This is a genomic window from Pontibacillus chungwhensis (genome assembly GCF_030166655.1).
Lineage (GTDB): Bacteria > Bacillota > Bacilli > Bacillales > BH030062 > Pontibacillus.
On record NZ_CP126446.1, the window covers coordinates 2,458,615 to 2,475,137 of the forward strand.

A 16,523-nucleotide genomic window follows, 5' to 3' on the forward strand; every position below is an offset into this window, starting at 1 on the left:
GATTGCGTCGTTTAAGTTGAAAAACTACCTTGTAGAATTTATAAACCGCGGCAGTGTTTGACGATCTAATCAAACACAGACCTTGCTAAATAAGCAAGCAAGATAAATGAGTAAAATCATTTTTTCCTAAGTACGATAACAAAGCGAGTCAGGTGACGACCTGGCTCGCTTTTCCAATTTCAATCTCCTTTTTTCTCTACTTTTTTCAAATCCCCCCTAGTTAATAAAGGATTTTATACGCATTCAACGAATAGGTAACAGTGCATATTCTATTGAAAGGTGTTTAGTCTATGAAACCCTGGCGTAAAGAAACCTCATTATTTCTTACCTCTAATTTTATTTTATGGATTTACATAGAAGGACTTATTTTTATAACTGCTATCACAGGAAACTTTGTTAATCTTAAAGAAATAATTTTTGGGATTCTTTTAGTGAGTGCATTTACTGGACTTATTTTTGTATGGGGATTGGTTCTTCCTTTGCTAGGAATAAGGTTTATTTTAAAGAGAAAAAAGAAATTTCACCATATACGAGTAGCTGGTCATTTCATTGGTGGGTGGATCATTGTAGCCCTCCTATTCACCGGTACATTCAAAGGCTATGATATGTGGGAGCAAAGAGTCGTATTCGGTGGCGAAGATGGGAAGAAATCTCTTTTAAAACAAGGAAAATCCTATGCAGAAAAGGAGTTAAGCTCAGATTACAACCTATACGATTACAATTTTTCATCTGCAATGTTTATGCCTAAAGATGAATCTGTCATGACTGGAGATGATCATGCAACTGTGATCCTTCGTTACAAAAATAATAGATGTATTCAAGATGGCCAATCAAATTGCTACACAATAATTACTTCCAGATATCACAGCGGGAAATGGTCACCCTTCTTTATGAAAAAAAATTAGAGACACAGGGACTGTATTATTCACTTCTTCTGATAACCTTAGTGGCCACTTCTTGATTTCCTAATTTCTTCACCCAGATGCTTACATGGTCACCTACCGAAATCCCTTTTACTTTATCTCCTTCTATTTCTGTATTCTCACCTATTAGAATCTTATACACAGGGTATTCCGCTTCCGGGTCATTGGCTGGTGGTGAAACAACGATACTCTTCCCTCCTTCTTCTACCTCGTCAACATAAAAACCACTGTAATCCGCTCTTTGCATCAGTGTGATTCCTATTATTCCAACGAGGATAACCGCAGCTCCTATCCATCTCTTCATCCTGCACCGCTCCTTCGCTTGGATTTACCCATTAGTCGTACAACCCTTCTCCCAGGTTGCACTTTCTCAGGAAGTTTACAATCTTCTCCCACAAATTTCCCTTCGTTTGATACGATTGAATAAACATCGAATCAAAGGGGTACCCAAATGAGAAATAGGATTACGATTGCCATTATAATGATCCTCTTAATCGGAATTGGTTTATATACATCAATGGATACACCTGAAGAAATACAACCTATAGATCTTGAATCCGTAAAGGTAGCTCATAACATGGATGAGGTAAAAAACTTTTACTATCAAAACCTAAGTGGTCTAAAACGCGCTGAATCTTTAGGGTTAACAGAAGATATTGATAAAACCTATGATGTAGGAGGAATTGATGGAGAGATTACATTTGATGAAGCATGGTACAACGGGAAGAATCTATACGTTTTATACCATCGGAAAGTATCCTCCGTCGGAATAGGAACATCACCAAATGGTGAAGAACAACCTGTACCACACTTATATTCAGAAGAAAACACGCCTTATACAATCGAAGTTAATCAACAATTGTCTCCGCTGATCGTTTTGACATCAGGGCTAGCAAGAGGGAAAGGGATACAACTTAATAATAGGTTTTACTCCAGCTTAACATTAGCTGTTCCTCAGGACGTAAAGGTCATAGGGGAAAACGCTTTGGTGAACGGCACATCCATGGTGAACATTAATGGAGAATCAAAAGAAGTGACTTTTTCTTTCAAGATCGATGCTAAAGAAGATGTTGTAGAGAGATTTGAGCTTTCACAAACCTTCACCTATAAAAACGTTTCTGTAACACTAGATTCGATTGAAATGGGCACATTTGGTACAAAGCTTTTCACCCATATCAATCATCCTAAAGGTGGTCGTCCTAAAGAGATTCAGATCGCAGCGAGCACCCCTGACTCTGAACAGATTGAATTTGTACAAAGGCTAGTGCCTAATAAGGAAACACGTGAAGTGACAAACGACTATATTCTGAATGGGTTTGAAGCTGTTCATTCCATACCTAAAAGTTTAGACATTACATTAAAGAGCATACAATTAAATGGTCATAAAGACTTCTCCTTTAAAATGGATACTACCCGGTTACCACAGGGATTAGGAGAAAACGATTCCTATGAAGAGCACCCGAATGAGGTCATCAAAAAAATTGATGATTCAGCGGTAAGCCTTTCTTCTATTAAATATGATCGTGATTATTTATCCTTTACTCTAGCAAGGAAATCAATGAACTCTTTAAATGCTCCTTATAAAACGATTAGCTTCCATACTGGCCCTAAGGTGTCTGGGGTAGCCAATGAAACCGAGTCCCCTTTTTCCGTAGATGCATCAAAAGCAGATGGCTCAGAGATCCCCATTGGATACACCGGAAATCGCGCAGAAGTGAACAATGGGGAAGAGAAACTGAGGTTTAACATTCCATCTGAAGCAATAGTGAATTCTCCCTACATCACTGTTTCACTTACCAACCTCCCTTCTAAAGTTGTTTTCGATGAAAGAAGAATGGTGAAGTTGAACTAACATCTAAATGTATGTGCCTAAACCAAAAGACTAATCAAGCTTTCGGTTCGGCTATGCTTCGGCAGAATCCGTCGAATCCGTTAACTTTATGGTCGTCATTGCCGTTATTACAATCGTACAAATGAGAGCTTTGGACTATAAAGCACATTAAGGGGGGAGAAGAGTCCATTATGGAGAAAACAGGAGAACGTTTACTGTTACTGATATACGCCAGTCTTATTGTCATTCCGATGCTCACGGTACTCTTCTCGACATTCAAAACAACTTCTGAAATGTATGAGAACCCAATTGGGTTTCCTTCTGCGTTTGATGTATCCAACCATTCCAAAAGGATTGTTTGAAGCAAGCTGTATTGACGGATCCAACAATTGGAAAATGTACACAAGCATTGCTCTCCCTTTATCTCTTCCATCTCTATCAGCGACGGCTATTTTCTTATTCGTGATGCATTGGAACGATTTATTGTATCCTTTGTTATTTATTACGAAAGACGAATACAAAACATTGCCTCTAGGCCTTCTAGAGTTTCAAGGGCAATACATGACGAATTTCCCAATGCTCTTCACAGGGGTGATGATCGCTTCCGCTCCTATGATTATTGCCTACGTGTTCTTGCAACGCTATTTTATCGCTGGCATGACTGCCGGATCTGTTAAAGGGTAAAAGAAAAGCGCAAGCCTCTATTGAGTTAGAAGGCCTGCGCTTTTTCTATTATCATGTTATTGGGACGCTTCCGTCCTAAAGATGACTCATTATTGGTCTTTCTTGTAAGTGTAGTATTGAAAATCAAACTCTACCCTTACATAGTCTTGAACAGTATCGAAATAATCTCTATTTACATCGATTGTATAGCGCTCATTGGGACCAGACGTTTCCCCAACCAAAATTTGGTCCTTTTCGATTTTTTCTCCATTTGCTGTAGTAAATAGGACGTTCTCTTTCGGCTTAAACGTTACTTCTTCACCGCCACGATTAAAATTGGTAAGAAAGCCGCCTTTTTCTTTATCCTTGAAACTTTGACGTATGTCAAATGTCAGAGTGTAGTTACTGTCTGAATCGATGCTTACGCTCTCTAAAAGAACCGTAGAGCTTCCCTTTTTAAGCACAGGCTTATCCACATCTGTCTTCTTATCGTTTAACCACTCTTTTTGGATCCTAACGCTTCCTTTTATAGCCGGGTCCTCTAACTTAAGTGTGTACCCGTCCTCTTGAAAGATGTTTTCTCGTATCCCTTGCGTAGAGGAGAAAAAGTAGACGGTTGTAAATACGACGATCGCAATCATGGAGAGAAGTATAGCTATAATTTGTTTCATAATACCTCTCCTTTTGTTCTACTATGTTGATTGGCCAAATGATTCTGGCATTTTCGCAGCCACTACTTTACCAGTAGCACAGCATACGTCACCAGAGAATACTTCAACATGAATGGCAAATTTCTTTGGATGAATTTCTTCAATGGTGCCCATTGCCTTTAAAGGTTGACCTTGTGGGGTTGGCTTTTGGAAATTCACTTGAAGGGATGCGGTTACAAACCTAGGGGCTTCTTCCCCATCACCTGGCTCGTGTCCATTTTTTCTATGTAAGGCTAGTGAGGCAGAACCTGTACCATGACAATCGATTAAGGAAGCAATCAGACCTCCATAGACAAAGCCCGGAATGGCTGTATGCTCAGCCTTTGGTGTATATATGGTTACGGTCTGATCTCCATTCCAGCCTGTCCGAAACTGATGCCCCAACTCATTTAGCCTTCCACACCCATAACACCAGGAAAAGTCATCAGGATAGCAATCCTGAATCGCATGCAATACATCTGAACTCATCCAATCATCCTCCCTCTCCCATTCTTTTCCTAAATATCATAATATGAAACCGCTCTATTATACAATAAACGTTTGATAAAAATCGGCGCTAAACAGGTGCTAATCATACAGAAAGATGGTTCGTAATAAAAACAGCAAAAGAATAATAAATGCAATAATAACAACAACCTTCAGGATTTTCACCCGCTTTTGAAAAGGAGTTGGTCCTTTCAATACTATCCCTCCCATTTAGAAAACCCTATGGAAATAAGAGAGTTGAAAATGCTCAGGGAAAGTTCCTAGAGCATTTTCAGGTTTTATACGGCTTCAAAGTAACGAATGAAGTCCTCTTCAGAAAGCACCTCAATCGAGTGCCCTTGAGCGATTAGGGTTTCGACACGTTCTAACTTGCTACTCTTCTTCCCCTGTACATAATCCTGGAACGCTCGATCACCTACAACCACATAGTTGGTTGTCGACCGAACGGACGATTCCCACATACCCCCGTGGTCCACAACACGCTGGATGGCTTCCTCCCTCTTCAAGGATTGCAATTTCCCAGTAAATACGAACGTCGCGTTATAAAAAGGGTGAGAGGTATTAAATTCTCGGGAAGCTGCCGTATAGTTTCTAGCTTCTGCTTTTGAAGTTCCTTTTTTAGCCTGTTTCTTTCGATTTAATCTGGCTGGTTCATAAGATGAATCAAACATCATCCCGTTAATCGTCTGACTCTTCTCAACGAGTTCTTTCTCATCACCTGCATCTAAATGCTTTCCTGCTTCTAAGAAGATTTGAGCTGCAGCGCGTGCATCATCTAAGGCATGATGGTGATTCAGATCAATATTTAAATGATGAGATAGTTCCTTTAAGTTATACCTTGGAAACGACCAGGTCTTCTTGGCAATATTCATCGTGCAGTTATAAGCAATCATTGGATAAGGAAGGTTATATTCATCGAGCACCGCACGTAAAACCCCCATATCAAATTGAGCATTATGAGCTAATAGGAATTTCCCTTCTAAAAGGGGTTGAAGATCTTTCTGCCAAAGCGTATCAAACTCATATGCATCTTTAACGTCTTCTTTCGTAATGCCATGAACGGACACATTTATCGGCGCAAAATAGCTTCGTTTTGGCTTTACTAATGAATAATATTCTTGTTTGGGCTGACCATTTTCATATTCAACGAGACCAATCGAACAAACACTGGACCTCGAAGAGTTAGCTGTTTCAAAATCAAGCGCTATAAAATTCATTCTTCCCCACCTACTCTAGTCTGTTTCTTTCTATGATATAGGGTTTTATCCCATCTCGTCTATTGTCTTGTTTTGGATACTCTATTAGAAAGGGAGAGAATTTCTTTTATATTCAATCCCAAGTTCGTAGAACCATTGATTTAACCCTGCCCAGAGTACCTCACATTGATCATAAACAGACTCTTCATCAGAAAGATTCCCTTTCAGTACCGTGTTAGCCAGTTCATCGAACCCCGAAGGCTTAGAAGCTTGACCCATCGCTTCTTCAAACATTTTCGATTGAGTACTATAAAACGTTCTGTTTCCAAGCCCTATTAGAATGGAAGTTTGCCTTAAGAGCTGAAATGCTCCTTGTGGCAGGAATGTAAAATGCCCTATCACATAAGCATTTCGAATTTTACCCATGCATTCATACGGCTCCCAAATCATAAATTCCCTCATAACATCAACCTTCATTTCTTCGGTATGTGTGAAAGGACATTCTTTCAATGTTTCAAAGAACTCTTCCGGATCATATACCGGTAATACATTAACAAAAGACCCAGCCCAGATTGGCCAAGTGGCTTCATAGCGCTTCGCTTTCTTTATAATCGAAGACCTCTCTAGCGATCCAATTTCCAATTTATAAGGAGGGTATATAAACTCATAACTTTCAAGCTTTACCCCATCTTTTGTGATAACATGCATCTCAATATCTGAATAAGGTCCCGGGTTCCCTGCTCCCACGGAGCCATACACCCCGATAGCTATAATATCTTTTCCGTGTGTGGTAATTAGTCTATCTACCACCTCTTTAATCATGGTATCTTTCTCTTCTTTAGAAGTTTGAAGGGGGGCTTTTAACAGATCCATACGTTCACTTCCTCTTCATTGTAATAAAGTCTTAAGAGTTCTCCCTTTCATCGTTCTTTGTTAGCCTTAAAGCAACAACAACGGCCAGCACACCAGCTGAAGCTTTCCCAATCATAACGGGGACCATCATATCTTTCTCCACCCCAGCTACAAAGGCAAGGTGACTTCCTATTACGAACGCTCCACTAACAGAGAAGGCAGCATTCACAACTTTCCCTCTGCTCGTCATATCCTTCATCATTCCGAACATAGGTAAGTGATGAGCTAAAGATGCCATCAGTCCTGTCATCGCACTGGCATCTAACTTAAGATGCTCACCCCATTTTGTAAATAATTTCTCCCCTTTCCGATTTAAAAACGCCACAAGAGGGTAAGCTCCAGCCAACGTTACAGTAATACGCCCTACAATGACCACGCCTTCACTCAAAGGTGCCATGCCAGGGATAACGGTAAAACCTGTGAGCGTCTCAATAATAATGGCTACTAAACCAGTAATAACAGTGAGCTCAACCCCTTTTCCAAACAAAGCAAAGAAACGTATCGTAGCATTTGTGAATAGCCATAGCCCCATCGCAATCAGGAGCGCCAACAGAATAGAGGGTACGAGATTTTGAATCATCCAAAAAGGTTTATAACCTGCAACAAATCCGCCTATAAAGACCCCAACGGGAATGGTCATCATTCCGATTAAGATCCCTTTAGCGAAGTAAGGCCGATCCTTCTTCTGTATCACGGTTAAAGCAATTGGAATCGTAAAAACCAGAGTCGGCCCCATCATCGTCCCGAGGAGTGACCATGAGAAAATAGCCGCTTCTTGGGTAGAAGCAAGAGAGGTTGCTAAGGGATAAGCCCCCATGTCAATGGCAAGAAGCATTGATGCAAACATAGACGGATCTGCTCCAAACCACTCAAAAACCGGCACAACTATAGGTGAGAGCCATGTTGCTAAAACAGGAGCGAGGGAGATAATCCCAACCATAGAAAGAGCGAGAGGCCCCATCATCATAAATGCTTCATAAAATCGCCAACCGAGATACAGTTTATGATTCAAAACATAATAATCTAGCGCTCCAAGCACCATAAAAAGACACATCACACCCAATATAAGATCATTAATCCACAACCGTTTACCTCCTCCCCTCATCAAAATGGAAAACTTATGTATTTAGCCCTTTTATCGTAACATTAAATAAAGTTTACGAAACGAACTTTTTTCCTCTTCATGTGGTATGGGTACACAATTGCTAACGACAAACGCGCCCCCGTATCAGGGGGCGCGCTCCATTTCACCGTAAACTATCGGTTAATAAGATCATGCTTACAAATCCAAGTATAAATGAGACTGTAGCCACGCGTTCATTTCCATCTCCGTGACTTTCTGGTATGAGTTCTTTATAGACGATAAACAGCATCGCACCAGCCGAAAATGCGAGACCGTATGGAATGGCACTATGAAAGAATTGTCCAAACCATATTCCAATCAGCGCAGCGACAAGTTCGACAAGGGCGGTTATGGTTACAAATAACATGACTTTCACCCTTCGAACCTGCTGAAGGATCAGGAATAATGCGACAAGGAATCCTTCTGGCATATTCTGAAGACCGATTACAAAAGCCACAATGGAACCCAAATCATCTATTCCACTTGCAAAACTAATTCCTACAGATAACCCTTCCGGTACGTTATGAAGAGACATGGCTGTAATAAAGAGTATGATAGATGAGCGGGATACCCTTGTGCCATCATGCTCTAAATTCTGATGAGGAAGAATGATCTCTAAGATCATGAGGACAAGTGTGCCAACCAAAATACCTGTAATCAACACAGGAACACTAGACAGCTTTAAAGCAGATGGGATCAGTCCATAAGTAGAAGCCGCTACCATCACTCCGGCTGTATAAGCTAGCAATATATCTCGCCCTTTATGAGAAAGGGTTTTAATCAATAACACAGGTAACGCACCTAAAATGGTGCACATCGACGCTATGACGACACCCATCAACTCTGCATTCAAAGCTAATCCCCTCCTCATACTATGGTATGAGGATAGGCTAAGGTTCATGAATTTGTTCAATTTACATTTTTATGGAACAAAAAATAAGACCGGATTAACTTAAATGACAAAGAACAGGTTACAAGGAGCTCTCACAATGACCTTGATGCCTTCTCTAAAGCTATAACAAGAAAGTAAGAATAAGAAAAACTCAGACATCGGTCTGAGTTTTTTATGACTAATCATCAATAGCTTTATATTCTTTTCCTAGTTGCTGGAACGATTTATCTGTAGAGGTAACAAGAATCTTTGTACCAATCGGAATTTTCTCGTAAAGTGATTCCACATCTTTATTTTGCATACGAATGCATCCATTTGAAATATATTTCCCTATAGAATCAGGACGATTCGTACCGTGTACACCGTAGATCCGACCGTCTGTATCTTTGGCATCGAATCCAATCCACCTTGTTCCTAGTGGATTCCTAGGATCTCCTCCAGGTATGTTCAATTTACGATAATAGGGATTTTTTGCTTTAACTGTGATGGTATGAAGGCCTTCCGGAGTCAGGTCCGTTGTTTTTCCTGTCGCAACGGGATAGACGCCCTGAATCTTCCCATCATTCATGAAAGCCAATTCATTTGTTGCTTTATTCACTACAACGAAAGGATACCCTCTAGCAGGGTTCTCCCCTATGGGCCAGATCGGAGAAACAAGTAATATAAAAACGAGCAAGCTCTTCATCACTAAAACCTCCTAACGACTTTGGTTTTAGTGGTAGCTTGCCCTCTCTATTTATTAAATATCACTCTTTTTAAACGATCTCTTAATAATTAGGTATTGCTCAATTTCATTTAATAAATTGAATAAACTCGCTCGCTCTTCGAATTCCTTTCTGGTTTGCGGGAGGTCTCCCTTCTTAAAGCCCTCTTTCATTTTTTTAATCTGCTGCAAAAACAAGACGGCCGTATTTCCGGGATGGACACTATCTGATAGCTCGTCAAAGAATTCTGCCATAATCATGGATTGCTCATAAGTAGAATTAATTCGGCTAATCAGCGGTAACATGCGCTCGAGCAATTCAAATTGTTTCTGGCGCATCTGAAAGTAGTGGTAATATTCATGGTGGTTTCGAAGCAAATGGTTCTCAACATCTCGGTAAGCCAGGCTCTTAGCCTCTTCTAGCATATGAGCTGTCTCTGTTAACTCTTTTCCAGACCACTTCTGGTCACCGGTTCTTAAGAATTCAGCAACTTCCTTAAGGATGATACTGAAATGATTCTCGATTTGTCGCTGCTTTTCTTTTAAATTGCCTTCTAAACTCGGCATGTACAAGTTAAGAACAAGGGCGACACCGATCCCTACAACTATTAATAAGAATTCGTTATAAAGGGTTTCAAAGCCAATATTATTAGAGCCATATAAGTGCAGGATGATAACAGAGCTTGTTACAATTCCCTCTTTAACTTTTAATTTCACTGTGGTGGGTATGAACAAAATCAACATGAGCCCAATAGCGAGGGGATGATACCCGATGGTTTCAAATACAGCGAATGAAAAAGCCATTGCTAGTAAACAAGCTGCGAAACGGGACGAGGCACTCATAATTGAGCGCTTTCTCGTGTTTTGAATACATAGTATGGTAAGGATTCCAGCCGAAGCGAAATTCGTTAAGGCCAAGATTTGAGCAATCCAAATCGCAATAGGCGTCCCTACCGCGGTTTTAATCGTTCGATATCCAATCTTCACGTCTTAATCTCCTTTAGTGTCGGTCACTATTCCATTTAAACGAGGAAAAAAGATGGCCAATTTGACCATCTTTTTTCACTTACATTTCTTCACAATGTTCATCAAAGATTGCTTGTAACTTGTTCACAACTTGAATAGGATCAAAGCCTTCAATGTCGTGGCGTTCCACCATTGTAACAATCTTACCGTCTTTTAAGAACGCAAAAGATGGTGATGATGGTGGGAAACCTTCAAAATATTCACGGGCACGATTTGTAGCTTCACGATCTTGACCAGCAAATACAGTTACAAGGTGATCCGGACGTTTATCGTAATGAACGGAATGAGCCGCAGCCGGGCGTGCTACACCGCCAGCACAACCACATACAGAGTTAATCATAACGAGTGTGGTTCCTTTACGCTGTAATGCTTCGTCTACTTCTTCAGGTGTGGTCAGTTGTTCGTAACCAACCGATTCGATTTCGTTACGCGCCTGACCAACAGCGTCTTGCATGAAAATATTAAAGTCCATATGTGCATAGCTCCTTTTTGTAGATAATCTACTAAGCCCATCATATCAAGATTGCCCAGGGCTTTCAACGAAATTACTTGGAAAATCATAACGGACTTTGTCGGAATATTTCTATTGACGTCTCAAGCTACAACACCTATATTACAAAATGAACACTTGGAAAAAGCAAACAGATCACTCGTATGAGGAGGAACCACCATGGCATACCTATTTGTTGCCCCCATTGCCATCATTCTTATTGTAATTGGCGGCATAAAGAAGAATAAACTCTTACTAGCGATAGGAGCTTGTTTAGCTATTTTTTTCGCTTATATGGCCTATACATCTACTCCGCCAACGACCACACCAGAGGGTTTTAAAGATGCAGAAACCTTAAAAGAAGAGCCAGGTATAGAACGTTTATCAGAGTATTTAGATGATAAGTATCCGAATGCCATTTATAAAATGAAGCCGCAAAAACAAGGAGAACAATCGTCTCACTACATAACTGTTGTATTCGAAGATGAGCCGGAATGGTTTTACAATTACCTCGTTACAGAAGACAAAATTACCCAGGCAGGCCTACTCGCTCCTGAAGGGGAAGATCCAGTAGAAGGACAGTATTTTGAAGAAGAGGTTGAAGAGTAAAGGATTTCAGATACAAAAAACTGACCTTAACAGTCCCGTTTAGACGTTAAGGTCAGCTTTTTTTGTGTATCAAACCCTTATTCGTTTTCACTTGAGTTCTTCTTATTACCTTTTGCGTATTTCCCCTGGCGGCCGTACTCTTTATTCTGTTCTTCCGTACGATTTTCTCCGCTTTTTCCTTGATTATTACTGTTACTAGCCATTGTTATTACCTCCTTAGAAGTTCACTTTGTTGACTACAGTAATCTATACCTGATTTGTTAGGATTGTAAACACAATTTTTAGGAATAAATGGTATTTATCCACATCGGCAGCGTTCAATGCAATTTTCAGCAACAGCTTGAATCATATCTGCTTCAAATAAAATGCCAACACCTGATTTCCCTTTTCTGGCTACAAGGCCAAATTCTCGTCCATCCTCTAAATCAAAAACAATCATTTCATCTATCATTAACGTAACCTCGTCTGTCTCTACTTCCTTCGCATAAATGGAAATGCCTCTTATTTCAGTTACAAAGAGCTGATCCACAGAAATATGATATAAAACATTCTCTTCGTCCTCTTCTTCCCTATGCAACTCAGAAGGATGAAGTTTCGTCACATCCCAGTAACGAACAAACCCTTCTGATTCAAGTCTTGTATTATGAATGGAGATGTACTGATGATTGACTTCAATCAAAACAGAATCATATTCATCAAGAGCTTCATCTTGTACATGAAGACTTGTCGATGTAGCAATAATGGAATCAAGTCTTTGACCCACTAAATATGCCAGAGCCACAACATCTTTTTCTGATAAATGTGCTTTAAAGGGTTTCATGCGTTTTCTCCTCCCCTTACTGCTTCAATCTTTTAACTGGCGATGTTATTACATGAGAATTATAATGAATGAGGTAATTCCAAAGAGAAAGGACCTCCGTTATGCATAATGAAAAGAAGATCGGGATACTTTATACAGCTAGCGCTTATATCTTGTGGGGGATTTTGCCGATTTACTGGAAGTTGATTCAAGAGATTCCTGCCTTCGAAATATTAGCCCACCGGATCATTTGGTCCTGCCTTTTTATGTTTGGCATTATTATTACCCTTCGTAAAGCTGACCAGTTTAAAGAAGAGTTTGTACGAATTCTAGCTAACAAAAAGCAAATGATCGGTATTAGTCTCGCTGCTGTTACGATCAGCATAAATTGGGTTACTTACATATGGGCAGTGAACTCCAATCATGTAGTAGAAGCTAGTTTAGGCTATTATATTAATCCACTTGTCAGCATATTCTTAGGATTCATTGTATTAAAAGAAACCTTTAATAAAGCTCAATGGGTAGCCATTTTCTTAGCAGCTGCCGGTGTTACTTATATGACGTGGAACTTCGGATCATTCCCATGGGTTGCGATACTGCTTGCCTTTAGTTTTGGCTCTTATGGCTTACTTAAGAAAATGGTAAATGTAGGAGCGATGTTTGGACTTACCATTGAAACATTAGTGGTCACACCTATTGCCCTACTTTATTTGGGTATTCAACAATCTGGAAATCTAGGAGAAATCGAATGGATTTCAATGACTTCTCTTTATGTATTCGGGGCAGGGATTGTCACTGCGATACCACTCCTTCTTTTCTCAAGTGGAGCTAAACGTATCCCCTTATCAATGGTTGGATTCCTACAATACTTTGCACCGACCATTATGCTAATCATTGGGGTATTCGTGTACAACGAACCCTTTACTCATGTACATCTCATCGCCTTCACGTTGATCTGGTCCGGATTAGCCATCTATACTCTATCAAGACTAAAGAGACCTCGTCCCCTATCCCAATAATGGCTCCTGCACCTCACTAAAGCAGTAAACGGTGTCTGACACCAATAAAGTTCATCTTCTTAAAATAAAAAGCAGGGGGGGCACTTATGCCTCCCTGCTTAGTTTTGTTTCATTTTTAGTTGCTCGTCCGCAAATTGCTTATAGGTCTGATGGGTGTCGTAAAGCTCAGTGTGATCCCCTACACCTGTTACATTTCCTTGGTCGAGAAATACTATTTGATCTGCATTGACAACAGTTGATAACCGATGAGCAATGACAATCGTCGTCCGGTCTTTCATTAAGTTATCAAGGGCTTTTTGGACGACCATTTCAGCCTTACTGTCGAGACTCGAGGTCGCTTCATCCAACAACAGAATTTGCGGGTTACGAATGAGCGCCCGAGCGATCCCGATACGCTGGCGTTGTCCTCCTGAAAGCTTAATTCCCCGTTCCCCCACCTCTGTCTCATATCCAGACGGGAATGCTTGAATAAACTCATCTGCATAAGCCATGCGTGCCGCTTGATGGATTTCTTCTTCGGGGGGTATTTCATCCAGTCCATACACGATGTTATCCCTTATTGTACCTGCTATTATAGGACTTTCCTGTGAAACATAGCCGATCTTACTCCGCCACTCTTCTAGTGAGAATGATTCAATAGAAAGATCGTTCACGATAATAGCACCTCCTGTTGGAGCGTAGAAACGTTCTAATAACGAGAACAACGTTGTTTTTCCGCTCCCACTAGGACCCACTACAGCCGTTACAGCGTTAGGTTTGACTGTAAACGAGACATCTTTAAGAACAGGCTCGTCCTGATTATAAGAGAATTGAACATGGTCTAGCACAATCGAATGCATCTCTTCCCCTAATCTCTTACCAGATTGTAGAGGTTCTTCTTTTCGTGAGAGGATGGCCACGATCCTCTCTGTAGCCCCAACAGCCTTCTGTAGCTGAGTGAAAAAGTTCGTAAAACGACTTAAAGGGACCACGATTTGAAAGAGGTACAGAATAAAAGCGACAAGATCTCCTGCAGTAAGAGCCCCTGAGGAGACGCGAAATCCTCCATACCCTAATACAATAACGAGCATCGCCATCATAACCAAGGTCATGAGCGGCCCTATAATCGCTTGAATCCTTGCTTCCTTCACCCCGTACTCAAACAAATGGGTAATGCCTGTCTTACCCTTATTAAATTCTCTCTCTTCAGCATTAGATGCCTTTACTAGACGTATCTCAGAAAGAGTCTGGCTTATGGTGGACGTAAACGTGGCTGTCTCATCTTGCAGACTCCTTGAAATCTTATACATTTTGCGCCCTAGAGGAAGGATAATCCCAATTGCGAGAGGAACAGCGATCAACATGACCATCGTCATCTTCCAATCTAAATAAAGAAGAATGATAATGGAACCAATGATCGAAATCAAACCAGTAAAGAAATTAGTAACATGTTCTGTAATCAAATTCTTCACAATGCTTGTATCATTAATAATACGAGAGATCATCTCACCCGTTTTCGTTTGATCATAAAACGAAACCGGTAACTTGATATGTTTATCCCACACACGAGTCCTTAGGCTCGCCACTATATGCTGACCGACATAATTCAATAGATAGATGGAAAGACCACTTGCTACAGCTTGTACTAGGAAGATTACAAATAATCCAACGACATAGATCCACTTAAAAGATTCCATTGTAAAATCATCAATAAATCCTTTTGTTAACAGAGGGATGACTAACCCAACGATTGTAGATAACACACTAAAACCAACAGCGAAAGCCATCCGTCCCTTAGATGGATTCGTTCCACGAACAAGACTAAGAAAATCTCTCCACCCTATTTGACTCTTTTCTTCTTTCATTTTCATGCCCCACTTCACTCCATACTCCTCATTAAAGTGTACCACACCACCTCGCTTTACTATGGTAAAGCGATAAATGGTGTCAGACACCCTTTTGTCTGCTAAAGCAATACACAAAAAAGGCGCTTCAAAGAGGAAGTCGCCTTTTCAAACTTATTGAATCGCCATACCAGGGTCGAAATCCTTAAGGTCAATTTTCGTGTGAGTGCCCATTGCAATGTTGGCTAATTCTGCCCCGAAATAAGGACCACTCGTTAAACCGGATGCCCCTAAGCCATTCGCCACAAACAGCCCTTGTATACCCGGTACTTCTCCTAGCACTGGCCTTGAACCTGGTGTGAACGGGCGAAAGCCTACTTTCGTTTGTACATACTGACTATCCGCTAAACCAGGTGCTACACGGAGCACTTTATCCAGCAATTCATTTACTCCCCCAATTGTCACATCAGGATTAAATCCAGCCTCATCCTCTTTAGTAGCTCCAACGACAATTCTCCCATGATCAAAAGCTAAGATATAGTGATTGTATGGAGGCAAGACTACGGGCCATTCTTTTGTATTTGACTCAGGTAGGTCTAAATGGATTATCTGTGCTTTTTGAGGACGAGCCTCAAAATGAAGTCCTAAAGGTTTTAAGATCTCTTTCGCCCATGCACCACCTGTCACACACACCTGGTCACTTTCATAAACGTCATCTCCGACCTTCACTCCCGTTACACGATTACCTTCATACACTAGCGATGCATCCCCATTTATAAGTTCAGCACCATTTTTCTCCGCTGCCCGAACAAGAGCATCTCGCACTGCCCCGCCTTGAACTCGAGCGGCTCCACTTACATAAACTGCACCGTATTCTTTAGAAAGTACCGGAAACAGACGGTTGGTCTCTTCAGCAGAAAGTCTCGTAACCTCCCCCATCTCAGGAGTGGTTTCTCGTCGCTTTAAAGCGACTTCCATCTTTCGATCCAACTTCTCATCTGTATCAAAAATGTTAATAGCACCTACGCGCTCATAACCTGTATTTGTCTCCCCGTCTTTCTCTAACTCTTGAATCAGTTCAGGGTAATAAGCGGCTCCGTTCTCAACAAGTTTGTACCAGGATTTATTTGAACGATTCGTTAGCCATGGACATATGATACCGGCGCCTGCCTCAGTGGCTTGTCCCTGGTCTTGTCGGTCAACAAGCATAACCCTTTCTCCTGCTTTAGCAAGATGATAAGCAGTGGAGGCACCGACAATTCCTCCTCCAATGACGATATGTTTTTTCATGATGACACCTATCCCTATTCAGTCTAAT

Annotated in this window: 19 protein-coding genes; 5 read left to right on the plus strand and 14 right to left on the minus strand. The window is 40.8% G+C overall.

The features are described 5' to 3' along the window. Positions 1-290 precede the first annotated feature (290 nt). Positions 291-905, plus strand: a complete 615-nt coding sequence (locus tag QNI29_RS12770; protein WP_231416893.1) for a hypothetical protein — start codon at positions 291-293, stop codon at positions 903-905. Positions 906-921: 16 nt separating this feature from the next. Here QNI29_RS12770 and QNI29_RS12775 read toward each other — a convergent pair whose 3' ends face one another. Further along, complete coding sequence (locus QNI29_RS12775; protein ID WP_231416894.1) at positions 922-1,227, minus strand: hypothetical protein; 306 nt, start codon at positions 1,225-1,227, stop codon at positions 922-924. 147 nt (positions 1,228-1,374) lie between these two features. Here QNI29_RS12775 and QNI29_RS12780 point away from each other — a divergent pair, with 147 nt between their 5' ends. Both QNI29_RS12780 and QNI29_RS12785 read left to right on the plus strand, forming a co-directional pair. Further along, on the plus strand, positions 1,375-2,775 hold the full coding sequence (locus QNI29_RS12780) for a hypothetical protein (RefSeq protein ID WP_231416895.1): 1,401 nt from the start codon (positions 1,375-1,377) through the stop codon (positions 2,773-2,775). Between the two features lie 276 nt (positions 2,776-3,051). Continuing rightward, the gene (locus tag QNI29_RS12785; protein ID WP_284526491.1) at positions 3,052-3,438 is read left to right on the plus strand and encodes a carbohydrate ABC transporter permease; all 387 of its coding nucleotides are present in this window, start codon (positions 3,052-3,054) and stop codon (positions 3,436-3,438) included. Between the two features lie 89 nt (positions 3,439-3,527). Here QNI29_RS12785 and QNI29_RS12790 read toward each other — a convergent pair whose 3' ends face one another. From QNI29_RS12790 to QNI29_RS12830, 9 genes are all read right to left on the minus strand, one after another. After that, entirely contained in the window at positions 3,528-4,088 is a 561-nt protein-coding gene (locus QNI29_RS12790; RefSeq protein WP_231416898.1) for a hypothetical protein, read from the minus strand. Between the two features lie 21 nt (positions 4,089-4,109). Beyond that, positions 4,110-4,595, minus strand: a complete 486-nt coding sequence (locus tag QNI29_RS12795; RefSeq protein ID WP_231416899.1) for a PaaI family thioesterase — start codon at positions 4,593-4,595, stop codon at positions 4,110-4,112. A 296-nt stretch (positions 4,596-4,891) separates the two neighbouring features. Beyond that, positions 4,892-5,830, minus strand: a complete 939-nt coding sequence (locus QNI29_RS12800) for an exonuclease domain-containing protein (RefSeq protein WP_231416900.1) — start codon at positions 5,828-5,830, stop codon at positions 4,892-4,894. A gap of 84 nt (positions 5,831-5,914) precedes the next feature. Beyond that, positions 5,915-6,682, minus strand: coding sequence for a kanamycin nucleotidyltransferase C-terminal domain-containing protein (locus QNI29_RS12805; protein WP_231416901.1), 768 nt, complete (start codon positions 6,680-6,682; stop codon positions 5,915-5,917). Positions 6,683-6,713: 31 nt separating this feature from the next. Beyond that, entirely contained in the window at positions 6,714-7,805 is a 1,092-nt protein-coding gene (gene eutH / locus QNI29_RS12810) for an ethanolamine utilization protein EutH (protein ID WP_231416902.1), read from the minus strand. Positions 7,806-7,968: 163 nt separating this feature from the next. Then, the gene (locus QNI29_RS12815; protein WP_231416903.1) at positions 7,969-8,697 is read right to left on the minus strand and encodes a ZIP family metal transporter; all 729 of its coding nucleotides are present in this window, start codon (positions 8,695-8,697) and stop codon (positions 7,969-7,971) included. Positions 8,698-8,914: 217 nt separating this feature from the next. Next, on the minus strand, positions 8,915-9,421 hold the full coding sequence (locus tag QNI29_RS12820) for a L,D-transpeptidase (protein WP_231416904.1): 507 nt from the start codon (positions 9,419-9,421) through the stop codon (positions 8,915-8,917). Positions 9,422-9,475: 54 nt separating this feature from the next. Continuing rightward, entirely contained in the window at positions 9,476-10,426 is a 951-nt protein-coding gene (locus QNI29_RS12825) for an aromatic acid exporter family protein (protein ID WP_231416905.1), read from the minus strand. A gap of 79 nt (positions 10,427-10,505) precedes the next feature. Beyond that, positions 10,506-10,937, minus strand: coding sequence for a BrxA/BrxB family bacilliredoxin (locus tag QNI29_RS12830; protein WP_231416906.1), 432 nt, complete (start codon positions 10,935-10,937; stop codon positions 10,506-10,508). 198 nt (positions 10,938-11,135) lie between these two features. Between QNI29_RS12830 and QNI29_RS12835 the strand changes: the two genes are divergently transcribed. Next, positions 11,136-11,564, plus strand: coding sequence for a hypothetical protein (locus QNI29_RS12835; protein WP_231416907.1), 429 nt, complete (start codon positions 11,136-11,138; stop codon positions 11,562-11,564). 77 nt (positions 11,565-11,641) lie between these two features. Here QNI29_RS12835 and QNI29_RS12840 read toward each other — a convergent pair whose 3' ends face one another. Both QNI29_RS12840 and QNI29_RS12845 read right to left on the minus strand, forming a co-directional pair. After that, entirely contained in the window at positions 11,642-11,767 is a 126-nt protein-coding gene (locus tag QNI29_RS12840; protein ID WP_255687605.1) for a hypothetical protein, read from the minus strand. Positions 11,768-11,862: 95 nt separating this feature from the next. Further along, complete coding sequence (locus QNI29_RS12845; protein WP_231416908.1) at positions 11,863-12,384, minus strand: hypothetical protein; 522 nt, start codon at positions 12,382-12,384, stop codon at positions 11,863-11,865. A 101-nt stretch (positions 12,385-12,485) separates the two neighbouring features. Between QNI29_RS12845 and rarD the strand changes: the two genes are divergently transcribed. Then, the gene (gene rarD, locus QNI29_RS12850) at positions 12,486-13,382 is read left to right on the plus strand and encodes an EamA family transporter RarD (protein WP_231416909.1); all 897 of its coding nucleotides are present in this window, start codon (positions 12,486-12,488) and stop codon (positions 13,380-13,382) included. Between the two features lie 98 nt (positions 13,383-13,480). On the opposite strand, the gene QNI29_RS12855 is transcribed toward rarD, so the two are convergent. Further along, positions 13,481-15,232 carry an ABC transporter ATP-binding protein gene (locus tag QNI29_RS12855; protein ID WP_231417581.1) on the minus strand — a complete coding sequence of 584 codons (1,752 nt, stop codon included), beginning with the start codon at positions 15,230-15,232 and terminating at the stop codon, positions 13,481-13,483. A gap of 147 nt (positions 15,233-15,379) precedes the next feature. Next, entirely contained in the window at positions 15,380-16,495 is a 1,116-nt protein-coding gene (locus tag QNI29_RS12860; protein WP_231416910.1) for an NAD(P)/FAD-dependent oxidoreductase, read from the minus strand. Positions 16,496-16,523: the final 28 nt, after the last annotated feature.